The organism is Thermogutta hypogea (assembly GCF_055386265.1).
In genome coordinates, this window is record NZ_AP042425.1 from 1,633,740 (window position 1) to 1,646,528 (window position 12,789).

11 protein-coding genes are annotated in these 12,789 nt (G+C 61.4%); 5 read left to right on the top strand and 6 right to left on the bottom strand.

Annotated elements, in window-relative coordinates; translation table 11 throughout:
- Window positions 1-131: 131 nt before the first annotated feature.
- From proC to ACZ5B4_RS05920, 3 genes are all read left to right on the top strand, one after another.
- Window positions 132-941: a pyrroline-5-carboxylate reductase gene (proC, locus tag ACZ5B4_RS05910; protein ID WP_464913507.1), complete on the top strand. Its 810-nt coding sequence runs from the start codon at window positions 132-134 to the stop codon at window positions 939-941.
- Between the two features lie 227 nt (window positions 942-1,168).
- On the top strand, window positions 1,169-1,663 hold the full coding sequence (locus tag ACZ5B4_RS05915; RefSeq protein WP_464913508.1) for a hypothetical protein: 495 nt from the start codon (window positions 1,169-1,171) through the stop codon (window positions 1,661-1,663).
- 171 nt (window positions 1,664-1,834) lie between these two features.
- A complete protein-coding gene (locus tag ACZ5B4_RS05920; RefSeq protein WP_464913509.1) occupies window positions 1,835-2,398 on the top strand; it encodes an elongation factor P in 564 nt (187 codons plus the stop codon).
- A gap of 47 nt (window positions 2,399-2,445) precedes the next feature.
- Here ACZ5B4_RS05920 and xseA read toward each other — a convergent pair whose 3' ends face one another.
- The 6 genes from xseA to ACZ5B4_RS05950 form a co-directional block, all read right to left on the bottom strand.
- Window positions 2,446-3,693 carry an exodeoxyribonuclease VII large subunit gene (gene xseA, locus ACZ5B4_RS05925; protein ID WP_464913510.1) on the bottom strand — a complete coding sequence of 416 codons (1,248 nt, stop codon included), beginning with the start codon at window positions 3,691-3,693 and terminating at the stop codon, window positions 2,446-2,448.
- Window positions 3,694-3,782: 89 nt separating this feature from the next.
- Window positions 3,783-4,616, bottom strand: coding sequence for a lysophospholipid acyltransferase family protein (locus ACZ5B4_RS05930; RefSeq protein ID WP_464913511.1), 834 nt, complete (start codon window positions 4,614-4,616; stop codon window positions 3,783-3,785).
- Between the two features lie 100 nt (window positions 4,617-4,716).
- On the bottom strand, window positions 4,717-5,556 hold the full coding sequence (gene dapF, locus ACZ5B4_RS05935) for a diaminopimelate epimerase (RefSeq protein WP_464913512.1): 840 nt from the start codon (window positions 5,554-5,556) through the stop codon (window positions 4,717-4,719).
- Between the two features lie 147 nt (window positions 5,557-5,703).
- Entirely contained in the window at window positions 5,704-6,033 is a 330-nt protein-coding gene (locus ACZ5B4_RS05940; RefSeq protein ID WP_464913513.1) for a hypothetical protein, read from the bottom strand.
- Window positions 6,034-6,207: 174 nt separating this feature from the next.
- The gene (locus ACZ5B4_RS05945; RefSeq protein ID WP_464913514.1) at window positions 6,208-9,426 is read right to left on the bottom strand and encodes a hypothetical protein; all 3,219 of its coding nucleotides are present in this window, start codon (window positions 9,424-9,426) and stop codon (window positions 6,208-6,210) included.
- A 12-nt stretch (window positions 9,427-9,438) separates the two neighbouring features.
- Window positions 9,439-10,734: an ArnT family glycosyltransferase gene (locus ACZ5B4_RS05950; protein ID WP_464913515.1), complete on the bottom strand. Its 1,296-nt coding sequence runs from the start codon at window positions 10,732-10,734 to the stop codon at window positions 9,439-9,441.
- Window positions 10,735-10,974: 240 nt separating this feature from the next.
- Here ACZ5B4_RS05950 and ACZ5B4_RS05955 point away from each other — a divergent pair, with 240 nt between their 5' ends.
- Both ACZ5B4_RS05955 and ACZ5B4_RS05960 read left to right on the top strand, forming a co-directional pair.
- Window positions 10,975-11,112, top strand: a complete 138-nt coding sequence (locus ACZ5B4_RS05955) for a hypothetical protein (RefSeq protein ID WP_464913516.1) — start codon at window positions 10,975-10,977, stop codon at window positions 11,110-11,112.
- 11 nt (window positions 11,113-11,123) lie between these two features.
- On the top strand, window positions 11,124-12,596 hold the full coding sequence (locus ACZ5B4_RS05960) for a purine-cytosine permease family protein (protein ID WP_464913517.1): 1,473 nt from the start codon (window positions 11,124-11,126) through the stop codon (window positions 12,594-12,596).
- The last annotated feature ends 193 nt before the right edge of the window (window positions 12,597-12,789 follow it).

Consider the following 12,789-nt stretch of genomic DNA (forward strand, 5'->3'; position numbering starts at 1 on the left):
GTTGCCGCACGACCCCGCCCGGGAGACGGAGCAGGTTGTGCCGTCCGTGCAAGTGGTGCGTCTCCGGCGAGAGCCGAAGCGTTCACCGGCTCGCTTGGATCGTCTTTGTAGGGAATCCGAGGCACGAGAAAATGAGCACGAAACGGATTGGGTTCATCGGCGCAGGCCGCATGGCGCAGGCCCTTGCCGAAGGTTTCCTCAAGAAAGGCGTCGTCACGCCCGATTCGCTGATGGCGTCGGATGTCTCCGCGGCGGCGAGGGAGCGCTTCCGTGCGGCGACGGGAGCTGCGGTAACCGCGAATAACTTGGAGGTGGTACAGCGGCAAGAGGTGATCTTCCTAGCCGTTAAGCCGCAGTCCATGACCGACCTGCTCAAGGAATTGGCGGGGCGGGTCTCCTCAAATCAGCTCATCGTGTCGATTGCGGCCGGTGTCTCTTTGGCAAAAATGGAATCTTCCCTGGGGAATTCCTGCCGTGTGGTTCGCGTCATGCCGAACACGCCGTGCTTGGTCGGTCAAGGGGCGGCTGCCTATGCCCTCGGCTCGTATGCCACGGAAGACGACGGGAGACTCGTCGGGGACCTTTTGTCGGCGGTCGGCGCGGCCGTCCGTGTGGAAGAGCGCTTGATGGACGCCGTCACGGCTCTATCCGGATCGGGGCCGGCTTTCGCGTATGTGATGATCGAAGCGATGGCGGACGCCGGGGTCCGGCACGGTCTGCCGCGCGACACCGCATGCCTGCTCGCTGCACAGACGCTCAAGGGGGCCGCGGAAATGGTCCTGGTGACGGGATCTCCGCCATCCCTCCTCAAGGAGCAAGTGACCAGTCCCGGCGGAACAACCATCGCGGGACTTGTCGCCATGGAATCGGCCGGATTTCGCGGCGCGGTTTTCGCCGCCGTCCAGGCCGCCGCCGAACGTTCGGCACAACTGGGCGGTTGAAAGGAGAGGCCTCGAAACGGAACGTTTGCCCCTTCGGGAGGGTCATTACCCTTCCAGCCCGAAGCGATACAATAGCTTTTGTCCGTTGAGAACGTGGAATCCTAACGATCACGGCGTCCGACAGCGCCGCGGCAAGCTTTGGCTTGCGCTTGGGTTGCGGCCAGGTTCGTTCCGCGCATCTCGGCTCGATGGGGTTCAGGCAATTCCGGTTCGGGGAACCCGGCACCATGTCGATGTTTCAGCATCCCGATTATCAATGGCGAGAAACCTGTTTCGTCTATTTTCATCGGGACCATCGCCCGCAACTCAAACACGTGGTCCAGGCCCTGGAAGCCTTGGACGCCGGTTTGGAGCTTTCCAACCCGCAGGCCGATGAACGCGGATACTTCGAATCCTTGACCGTGGTCGCTCCCGGCAATCACGCCGCCATGGATGTGGCCTACATCTGCGGCAGCGAAATCCGCGAAGAGGCCGCGAAGTTGGTAAGCGAGCTTTCGCGAGCCGATTTGCAGCCGGATGAACGAAACGAACTGCAACGAATCTTGGACTGCGACGGACGCTTCGATGTCCTCCATTTCGAACAGATCGTGGATGAGGACGACGCCGGGGAAGGGCCGGGGGAGGAACTTTTCGATCCGAGCGCTCTGATCCTCGTGTTGGGCGAATTGTCGCGCCTGACCAAGGGGGTCGCGGTCGATCCTCAATCCGGCGTGGTAATATAAGCTTGTGCGTCACTTCGTGAAGGAAAACCGCCCGCCGACGCGGGGAGAATAGTCCCCGAGGCCCGGCCTCCCAACCCTGCGATTCAACGGACCGTTCACCGTGCCACGGACCGCGGCGGTCTTTCTGCAACATGGGCCGCCGACGAGGAAGGAACCACTGAGGGAAACAACATGTTGGCTAAAGACATCAAACGCGGAACCATCGTTCGGTATCAAGGTGCGCCGTGTCTGATCGAATCGATGCAAGTGCAGACTCCGTCGGCACGCGGGGCGGCGACCTTGTACAAGTTTCGCGCCCGAAACCTGATCACCAAGCAGAAAGTCGATATCAACCTCAAGGGCACGGAAGGTTTGGACGAGGCGGACTTCGAGAAACGCCCTGTCACGTACATGTATGCCGACGCCTCGCACGTTCACTTTCTCGACTCGCGCGACTACAACCAATATTCGCTGGCCAGAGACGACTTGGCGGATGAGATCAACTATTTGAAGGAGGGCTTGGAGGGCATCTTCGCTCTGATCTATGAGGGCGAATGCGTGGGCGTGGAATTGCCGGTGGCCGTGGAGTTGCAAATCGTGGAGTGCGATCCCTACATCCGCGGAGCGTCGGCCACGGGGCGGACCAAGCCCGCCAAATTGGAGACCGGCTACGTCGTGCAAGTGCCGGAGTACATGGCCCAAGGCGAAGTAGTGAAGATCGATACCCGAAGCGGCGAATTCCTCTCTCGGGCGTGAAATCGACGACCCTCGGGCCGATGCTCGTCCGAGCGAACCTACGGCCTTTATTCCCTGGCTTGTTCTCGAGAATCGGCGGCCGCTTCGACCCGGCTCAATGCCCACCCCTGAGCGAAGATCGTCCGCAGCCGCATTCCCGGCGCAATCTCCGCGGAACTGCGCAAGGGACGACCGGTTTCCACGTCCTGTGTTACGGTGTAACCCCGCCCGAGAATGGCAAGCGGGCTGAGCGATTCCAAGCGTTCCGCGGCGGCCCGCCAACGCTGCACGGCCTGTTCCTGAAATCGGCGGACGGCCAGCGCCAGCCGCACATCCCATTGATCGACGCGTTGCGCCGCGGCCCGGATTCGATCGAACGGACGGACAAACGCCGGATGCCTCGCCAGCGAGTCTAATCGCCATCTCTCGGTCCGCAACCGCCCGCGCATCGCCCCGAACAGTCGATGCCCCGCGACCATCAGCCGCTCCAAGACTTCGCTTTTCGCGGGCAAGACGCGCTGTGCGGCGTCCGTCGGGGTCAATGCCCGCACATCAGCCGCCAAATCGGCCAGGGTGACGTCGATCTCGTGTCCCACGGCGGAAACCACGGGGATGCCTGATGCGGCAATGGCCCGAACGACGGCCTCGGAGTTGAAAGCGGCCAAGTCTTCCAAGCTTCCGCCGCCTCGGGTGAGGACGATGCAATCGGGCGACGCCCTCCAACTGTTCACCCAATGCAAGGCGTGAGCGATCTCTTCCGATGCTTCTTCGCCCTGTACGCGAACCGGCACGATGACGATGTCCGCTGTGGTCAGACGATCTCGCAGCGCGGTCAGGAAATCGTGGACGGCCGCGCCGCTCGGGCTGGTCACGACCGCAATCGTGCGGGGAAAAGGCGGCAAAGCGCGTTTGCGTTCCGCCGCGAAGAGTCCCTCTTTCGCCAGCTTTTCCTTGAGCCGACGCAGCGCCAGCTCCAGGGATCCGATTCCGGCAGGCGACACCCTTTGCACGACCAACTGGTATCTTCCGTGCGGCGGATACACGCTCAGCCGACCGCGACACAAGACGCGGAGACCGTCCTCGAGCGGGAATCTGACCGTGCCGGCCGTGCTCGCCCACAAGACGCAGGGCAGTTGGGCCCCTTCATCCTTGAGCGTGAAATAAATGTGGCCCGATCGGGCGCGTGCCATATCGGCGATCTCACCCTCGATCCAGAGTGATACGAAGGCGGACTCCAAGACCCCCCGAATCATGGCGGTGATTTCGGACACGGTGAGAACAGCCGGAGAATCTCTCAAATCCGCTGCGTCGGCCACGAGAATTCTGCTCCCGTTCTACGTACGGAATCTCCATGCGTTGGTAGGATCGACGCCGGTCCAACACCGATGCCGAGTACTGATCTCGGCTAAGCCGTCATTTTGCGGGCCTTCTGAAGAACATCGCCCCCCATGTCTCCGCCGTCGATTCCCACCGGCGGCGTGCATACGCGCAGCTCTTGATGTACCGTTGTGCTTGGACAATTCCGAACCGGCGGATGGTGCGCTCCTTGCCGTCGCAGAGGTCTTTCGCCGGGAATGTGAATACCTTCGTTCGCCCATTGCTCCGCTCTCTCGGTTAGCCGATTCAGTTCGCTTTCGATCCGGCGGCGATGTTCCTCGATGCCCTCTCGGTCCAGATCCGGCGGAATTTGCCAAGCGCGACTCGTGACCGCTCGCGCACGGGAAAAGGGGCGTGGAACGGCAAAGCGGTCCCAGCTCTTCAGTCGCCACGGCCGATCATACCCGAAGCCCAGCGCCACGATCGGCATATTCAGTCGCGAGGCCAGGAAGATCGCGCCCGGCGCCATGCACCGCCGGGGACCGCGCGGTCCGTCGGGCGTGATCGCCAAATGATGCGTCTTGCCGGCCGCCATCATATTGCGTACGGCCTCCATCCCGCCTCGCTTCGTGGATCCGCGAACGAACTCGAATCCCATCTTCTTGGCTGCCTGAGATAGCAAGTCCGCGTCGCGATGCCGGGACAGCAGCATGGTCAAGTGGCAATGCCCCCGCAGGTAGAAGGGAAACAAGATATATTCGTGCCAAAACACGTAAATATTCGGGCCGTCGCACTCGGGAAACACAGGATCTATGCCGGGGTCTTCGTATAGCACTCGATATTGCACCGTGCCCATCCACGCTTTGAAAACCATGAGGATGGCCGTTACCCCGGCACGACTACCCAACGTTCGAATCGACATCTCGGCCTCCGAACCGTTTGCTTTCTCCCGTCCGCGAAGACTCCGTTGATAACCGCGCGCCGACAACTGGCTATGGGCGAGGATTCCTCCGCGCGCTTCGTCAATCGGGCCAATCGCCGCGAAAGACCTCCACCGCCGGACCGGTAAGAAAGACGTGCCCTTGCTCGCTCCATTCGATTTCCAAGAGGCCGCCGGGTAGATGGACGGCAAGGCGGCGCTCCGTGCGGCCCGTCAAGACCCCCGCGACACACACCGCGCATGCACCCGTGCCGCACGCAAGCGTCTCCCCCGAACCGCGTTCCCAAACCCGTGCTCGAACCGCCCCTGCGGATTCGACCTGGACGAATTCGACATTCACACGGTGTGGAAAGGCCGGGTGGCGCTCGATCACAGGCCCCAGCCCGAGAACCAACGAATCGGTCAATTCCTCGACGAAAATCACGCAATGCGGATTCCCCATCGAAACGCAAGTCACGGATAGCGTCGTGCCCTCCACTTGCAGGGGATATTCCACGACACGATCCAAGCCCGCGGCTAGCGTCGTTGGGATTTCACGGGGGTTCAAGATCGGCTCACCCATGTTGACCCGAACCTTCTGCACGCGGCCATTTTCAAGCAGGAGGTCCAGGACCAGCACGCCGCGCCCCGTCTCGATGCGGAGGGGATTGTTACGGCTGATTCCGCTCTCGTACACGTACTTGGCGACGCATCGCACGCCGTTGCCGCACATCTCGGCCTCGGACCCGTCGGCATTGAACATCCGCATGCGAGCATCAGCCGCATCCGAGGGAGTGATCAAGATCAAGCCGTCCCCCCCCACGCCGAAATGCCGATCCGCGATTTTTGGGGCCAGTTCCGCGGGCGATTGGGGCGGCGTTTCTCGAAAACAATCGACGTAAACATAATCGTTGCCCGCCCCGTGCATCTTCACGAATCGCATGATGTACCTCTCGATGCCAAGCCTGATGTTTCGCTGAGACGCCGCCGAATCGTCGCCCGGGATTCAGGGCCTTACCGCCGGATTCGTGGGATACTCGGGCATCGCGAAGGTTGCGGAAACCGCACGCGCCATCGGCCGCGGCGACGATCAACCGCTGACGTCCAACAGGTTTCCACTCTGTCCGGCGGGATCGGGCGGCAACACCGCCTGAGGCGTTTCGTCGTCTCCGTGGGCGATCTCTTCCGAGACCGGTGACGCTTCCCAAGGGCGCCGCCCGTCGGCGTCCCGTTCGGCGGTTTCGTGATCCTCCCCATCCGTCCGGCCCACACCGGCACTCTGTTCGGCTTTCAAGTCGACCGCCCGGGTGCGATCCCGATCCGCCGTTTCCTTGGCTCGCTCGGAATCGCCGGCTCGGACCTGCGACAAGGGCGAACCCGCTGCGCCGGCTCCTACGGGTCCCAACGGTCCCATGCTCATGGCAACCTCCTCGAATTCGCGAAATCGAACAAGGCTTAACACCGTCGTATCACGGCGGCGCGGCCCCATTTCCGCAGAAAAAGGGCCGGTTCCTGTTACGACGATGATCGATCCTTCGACCGAAACCGCGCTGAGGTTCTGAGCCGGCAAACCGATAGGTGTCGGCCGAGACTTTTATGGTATCAAAGGTACGACTTCTCGCAATCGCGGTAGGTTCTGCTCACCGCCTTGAAACCACTGTAGCGCTTGTCCCACGCCGGGCAAGGGATCACGCCGCACTTGCGGATCCCTGAGCGTTCCACCCACGTGCACCAGGATGATCTGCTCGCTGGCCCCCCGAAAGACCTCCTTCACAACGGGGATTTTCAGTTCATTCGGCCCCAACAGTGAACGAAACGTCAATCGTAAATTGGAGTCGAAGTCCATCTCGCCTTGGCCGACAAGGCTGACGGCGTCGCCCCGAAACATCAGGCGATCCCAATACAAATGGTTGCCGGCGATCTGAAACCCGCCTTCACATTCGTGAAAGGCGGTCCGATCCGGGCGGCGGATGCTGAGAATCTTCAATAACGCCACCACCAACGGCAGTTCGTAAATGTCGGCGTCCTTCAATTGGAAGTTGCCGTAACCGGTCAGGCCCTGAATGCCGGCCCCTTTCCCCTGAAGGGAAACGGCGGCGTAAACCGCGCCCCGAAGGTTGGGAGCATCCACTTGATAATCGCGCGCCACGACGCGCAGATCGGCCCGGCTCAAAGATGCGGAGAACTGATATTCGAGCTGGGGATGAAAACGAATCCAGCCGCCGGCGCGAAGAACCCCGTCCCAAAGCCGGGCTTCCAGGGGTTTCGACGGCTGTCCGGACTCTGCCGTCGGGCCGAGGACATGCCCCAGCAAGAGCCTATCGTTTTGCAGACGGAAAGGGCCCTGAACTGCGGTGCATTGGACTCCGCGGAAAGACAGCGAATCCAAATCCAACTCACCCTCCGCGGCAAAATCCCCGGCGGAGTAGGCACCTCGCAAGGCGATATTTCCGTGGATGTTTTGCAGCGGGACTTCCGTACCTGCCGAATTCCCGGCCAGAGTCGCCGCCGCATTCCAGGTCACGCGAAGCTGGGATGGAACGGTCGCCGCCTCGGGCGGGGCCTCCCTCTCAACCGTCGGTAGATGGCCTATTTCCAGCGTTCCCCTCAGGTTGATCGGTCCGCCCACGTTGAGGCGAGCCAATCCGTTGCTCACCGATTCCGGCAGGGCCGCCATCAAGTTGCGATCCACCGTCAGGCGATCGATCCAAAGGTCGTCCAGACGCAATCGCCACTCTCCGCCCGGCTTGGTCTCGCAAAACGCTCGCCCCTGAAAGGAACAGCTTCCGTGCCGGCCGCGGAGGTTCTCCACGAAGACCACCCCGTTTTCGAATCGAAGCGTCCCTTGGAGGTTTTCCATGCGGTAGGGGAAAGCCACCGGTTCCAGGGCGGTGCGATTATCATTCGGCGTGGCCGAGAAGGATATCTCGCTACCGCCGTAGTTGCGGTAAACATAGAGCCCGTCAGCGACATCCACGCAGCCCTCGGGTCGCAAGCTGTCCCAGACCTGACGCCATTCTTGCTTAGGCAAGGCATCACGAAGATCGCTGTCCAAGCGAATTTGCCGCCCGCTAAATCGCAGCGAGAAAACCGAGCCTCTTTCATCCGGCAGCAGGTTCCCATGAGCCTGAATTTGCGAGACGCCGTGCGTCCCTCTCAGGTCCTGAAATTCCCATACATCGCCCCGTTTTACGATGCGGCCGGAAATATCGGAGATGGCGAGCGGGAACCCGGTGAACTTGACGGAACACTGCCGCAAATCGATCTGGATTTGAGTACGCGGCGGTCCCCCCGGCGCCTCTTGGCCGACTCCAAGCCAGACATCGATCTTGCCCGCAGCATGCAAGTCTCGCAGCAAATCCTGTGTAGCAGGATTCAGCACGGCCGAAAACAGGCGGTCCGTCAGGGGAATGCCTCGCCCCGTAACCGACAGGCGTGTTTGCGAGGTTCCCAGGGGATTCAGGACGTGTCCGCGAATTTCCACCGGCTGATTGTCGGCCCGGGCCGTGAGGTTCACGTCCAGCCGGTCTTCCGACAAATCCAAACGCAAGACCCCTTGTACCTTTTGTAGGCGATAGGGGAACTCTGCATACGCGAAGGATGCGTCCAGCAAATCCATTCGGATATATCCTCGGGGCCGCACGCCGTCCCATTCCAGCCGCGTGCTGAGATTGACCAAACCTGCGGGAAAAAGCTGCGACCATTGCCGCTGCACGGCGGCGGGCAACAGGGGTTTCAAGCCGGGCTCCACTTTCAAGTTCGTGACGGTCGCATCCAGAAGGAGCGGCTGAATGGTCTCGCCGTACCGTGCCGCCGCCTCGCGAATCTGAACCTGAGTCCCGCCGGAAACCGCCAGCACCTCATCCAATCGCACACCCTCGTCGGTAATCCGAAAGCGGCCCGCGATATCCGTGAAGGGATAAGCCGCGAGCGGCGCATCCCAGCGCCCTTGCAGAAACCGACCGGCGAGGTCAAACCGCAACGGATCGGCCGCCGCCGCGTCGTAGAAGACGCGGAAGCCGAACACCGCCTGAGCGCGAAGGTTGGCCAGCAGGGGGAGCCGTTGCGATATGTGCTGGGGCAGTGCGGCCCAGAACTCGGGCGACACTTCCAACGAATCCACCGTGCCTTGCAGGCTGAGCTGCAAAGTGTGCGGATTGATCGTTCCTTCGATATTGACGCGCCGCAAGAAGTCGCCGGTAAACGTACCGCTCAAGTGTCGGACGTGCCGGTCGGGCAAGCTTTCTGATTGGTTGCCGCCGGGTACCCCCCAGATCCGCATCTCGATATCTCGCAAAGCGAGACTGCCCCATCCCGTTCGCGGACCGTGGATTTCCACGGCACCGCTCTCGATTTCTATGGGCGGCGGATTCCGGCTGAACTGGGGCAAAGGCAACAGCGACGAGAAATTCCACCTCGTCGCCGTGATAGCCACGGCTCGGACACGTGGACGCCGCACCCGAACGACATCGACCGCGACGCGGCCTTGCCACAATCTTTCCAACGTGGCCGAGAATCCGATGAAGACCTCCTCGATCTCGCAGATATCGCCCGCTTCCGAATCCAGGCGTGGATCGCGGATGCGAATTCCCTTGAGTTGAATTCCTTCTCCCGATATCCAAACCGCCGAACGCAGCCGGAGTTCTAAGTCGGGGTAACGGGCCGAAAACTGCCGTTCAATCTCGGCGCGCAGCAGGGAATCCACTTGATGGAACAAATAGAAATACGCGCCTCCGACCAGCATCGGCAGGAGGATTACCGCCCATTGGAGCACGGTCAGTAGCGGCCTTCTCTGCTTGCGAATTCTTTTCACGGGGTCAGTGCGCTAGCTTTCATTCCTCGGCGGGTCTGAGGGACCTCTCGCCTTATCGGGCCTTCGCCCTCCTGGTCGAAGGTAGTCGATCGTCTGCACGAGCACGGGAGCCGCCGCGGCGATCAGGGCGAACGTGACCGGTTGGCGATAACGCACGGAGCTGACGAAAACGATGTGCAAGAAGGTGAAGTAAACCGCCGGCAACCAACAGGTGACGAAAGCGATCCGGCTCGATCGGCCCAGCAATAGCCCCGCCGCGGCCGGCAGCAGTACGACCAAAAATCCCGCCGCCATCACCAGATTGACGGGGACCGTATTGAAGGCCCGTTCATTAGGAATGGGACTCCAAAAGCGGCGAAACTTCACCGCGGCCAAACGCAGGAATTGATCGGGGTTTTCCGACGCCCAATGCAAGGCCTCTCGCCGGAGACGTCGGTCCATCTCCAATTCCACGGCGAGGGCGTCGTGCCCTCTTTCTCCCAGATGTTGCTTGGTTTCAGCCACGGCGGCCGTCATGAAATCCATATTGCTGCCGCCGTCGGCGTTTGGATGGCAACCGTCGTAAAGGCTCGGCCCGACCTGCGTGGTCGTCAAGATCCAGCGGCCCGTCACGGCGTAGTTCCGGATCCACCAAGGCAGTAGAACCACGATGGCCGTCCCCCCCACCAGCGCGAGCAGCCGCAGAGGCACGGCATTGCGATCGACGACAATCAGGAAAGTAAACGCGAAAGGCAACCACAGCAACGCACTGGGGCGAATCAAGACGGCGATTCCGGCCGTTGCCCCGGCACAAGCCGCCCAGATCCACGCGGTGGGTAGCTTCGCAAATCGCATCAGCGCGGCGAAGCACGCAAGGTGAAAAATCCACACCGGGCAGAAGGCAGCCTCACTGAGGAGGGGCACGGAAGAGAGCACGCACTCCGGATGGATGGCGGCCAAAAAAGCCGCACACCAACCGACGCGATCGTCCCACAGCAACTTGCCAAGCCAACCCGCGGCGATGACTCCGAGCGTGCCAAGAATTGCCCCCACCGCCCGCCCCAGAAAAAGCGGGGGCGACTCTCCGGAGATCAAGAACAGGGGCGCCAACAGCAGGGGATAGCCCGGCGTTCGGAAGACGCGGCCGTACTCTCCGTACCGAAACGGTTCACCTCGGGCCAACGCCCCCGCCAGATGCCAGTAGCTTAGGCTGTCGCCGAAAACCAATCGGCCCTGAAATCGCCAATCCCAAGCGACCGCAGCCCCCAGTCGCACCGAGAGCGCGAGCGCAATCAAGACGATCCAGAGCCATCGCCTATCCGTTCGCATGAATACGTCGCTTGATTCCATGTCCCAACTTAGGGACCTAATCCACGGAGCCACCCGCGCGAAATGCGGTACAGCCCGGTGGAGAATCCCAGGTGCGCACCGCTTCCAGGGGAGAATTCCGTCTTCGTGACCTCAGCATGGTAGTGTTCCGACCGTGAATCGGTCAACACGGCTTGGGACTTGGCTGTTTAGGCAACATGCGCCGGACGGAACAACCTGAGGCTATGGAAAATCCTCATCATGGTTCTGGACTTCGGCCGGGCGTTGGGTATACTCAATCCCTATTGCAATGAGTACTTTCACCGCCTGCGTTGCGGCGGCCGACCCGCGCGAGAAAAGTCCTGTTTGCGTCTTACCGTAACACTTCCCCACGAATGAGGAGGATTGCAATGGCTGGAATGCTGCCGGACTATGTGGCGTCGGCCAAGCCCGTGCCAAAGGAGAGTCGAACGCCGTGGTATGCGAGTACCGCCCCGACGTACGCGGGAATCTTTCTTTGGTTCGTGTTTTGGCATCAGGTGCCCGTCATCAAAGAGTTGGTGAGAGACAGCGGCATCCCCTTGAATGCCGGCGGGGCGCTGTCGCAAGGTGTCGGAATCGCCCTTCTGGCCCTCGTGGTCTCCGCCTTGTTGTGCCACTACCTTTTTTATCTCGTGCCTGGAAAACTGGGGGTGAAAACGGGCTTGCCGCTTTACATCGTGGGGACTTCGACTTACGGTGTCCAAGGCGGCTTCATCATGCCCGGCTTCCTGATGGGATGCTTGCAGTTTGGATGGTTGGCGGTCAACGCCTTCTTCACCACCGGTTTGTTATGTAAGCCTTTCGGAGTGGGTTTCGGCAGCCCGACCTATGCCGTGGTCGCCGTAGCGTTTATCGTCTTGGCGACATTCATGGGACTAAAAGGAATTCAGTACGTCGGGCGAGTGGCAACGTACTTGCCGCTCTTCCCCTTGACCATCCTGATTGTTTTGACCCTCGTCTCAGTGGGCGGGCTTGTTAAGTTCGATCACAAGAAGCTGGTCGAGGCCGGCAAGGAACCGGCGATTGCCGCCGCGCAAAGCGAAGCAGGGAAGGAAGCTCCGGCAGCGCAGGCACCTAAGGCTGCCGACGCTTTGACCGTGTGGGGAGTATTCGTGGCGATCGCGACCTATGTCGTGGGGTTCTTCGCTACGGCGGGAGCGGCCGGCGTGGATTTCGGAATGGGCAATCGCGACGAAAACGACGTCAAATGGGGCGGCCTGGTGGGCATTGCCGGAGCCATCATCCTGACGGGAGGCCTGTCTCTGCTGATTGCAGCGGGGGCCGCCGGCGCCGGTCTGCTCGACAAGCCCCCGGTCCTGCAAACATCAACTATCATGAGCAAGCTTGCTCCCAGTCTTGGTGAGGCGGCGCCGGGCGTCTTTTGGTATCTGCTGGCCATCGCGGCATTTCCGCCGGCCTGCTTCTCCAGTTTCATCGCCGCAAACAGTTTCAAGACCACCTTGCCGAAGGTCAATCCGTTCGTCTCGTGCGGTATCGGCGCCCTGGTGGCGATCCTGCTGGTGTTGAGCGGCTACGCCGGGAATGCGGCGGGCGTGTTCACGATCATCGGTGCTTCATTCGGCCCGGTGTGCGGCGCCATGGCCGCCGACTATCTGCTGGCCGGGAAACGTTGGGCGGGTCCCCGCGCGGGATTCAATCCGGCGGGTTGGATTTCGTGGATCGTGGGCTTTGTGGTGGGGGGCATCGATTTGGTGATCGGAACCAGCTACGTGCCGTGCCCGCCGGTCGCCGCGTTCATCGTCGGGTTCGTGCTCTATGGAGTTCTGTCGCTGGCCGGACTCGAGACGCAAACCCTGGAATTGCCCGCCGACGAGGCGTGAATCGCAACAAGATCGTTGACGGCGGTCCGCTGTGCGCCGTTCACGGATCGCGTTCCGGACTTTCCGGCGGAACGTTAACCCGTGCGCACCTTGGCGGCATGAAAAGTGGAATCGGTAGTTGCAACGAATCGTGTGACGGCGGAGCCTTCCCTCCGTGGAAGGCTCCGTTGCCTTTTGCTTCGTTGAGGGCCGG

What these genes read in the sequence shown, in the direction of transcription:
- ACZ5B4_RS05920 (WP_464913509.1), top strand. Translation starts at nt 1,835, where the DNA reads ATGTTGGCTAAAGACATCAAACGCGGAACCATCGTTCGGTATCAAGGT.
- ACZ5B4_RS05915 (WP_464913508.1), top strand. Translation starts at nt 1,169, where the DNA reads ATGTCGATGTTTCAGCATCCCGATTATCAATGGCGAGAAACCTGTTTC.
- ACZ5B4_RS05940 (WP_464913513.1), bottom strand. Translation starts at nt 6,033, where the DNA reads ATGAGCATGGGACCGTTGGGACCCGTAGGAGCCGGCGCAGCGGGTTCG.
- dapF (WP_464913512.1), bottom strand. Translation starts at nt 5,556, where the DNA reads ATGCGATTCGTGAAGATGCACGGGGCGGGCAACGATTATGTTTACGTC.
- ACZ5B4_RS05930 (WP_464913511.1), bottom strand. Translation starts at nt 4,616, where the DNA reads ATGTCGATTCGAACGTTGGGTAGTCGTGCCGGGGTAACGGCCATCCTC.
- ACZ5B4_RS05960 (WP_464913517.1), top strand. Translation starts at nt 11,124, where the DNA reads ATGGCTGGAATGCTGCCGGACTATGTGGCGTCGGCCAAGCCCGTGCCA.
- ACZ5B4_RS05955 (WP_464913516.1), top strand. Translation starts at nt 10,975, where the DNA reads ATGGTTCTGGACTTCGGCCGGGCGTTGGGTATACTCAATCCCTATTGC.
- proC (WP_464913507.1), top strand. Translation starts at nt 132, where the DNA reads ATGAGCACGAAACGGATTGGGTTCATCGGCGCAGGCCGCATGGCGCAG.
- ACZ5B4_RS05950 (WP_464913515.1), bottom strand. Translation starts at nt 10,734, where the DNA reads ATGCGAACGGATAGGCGATGGCTCTGGATCGTCTTGATTGCGCTCGCG.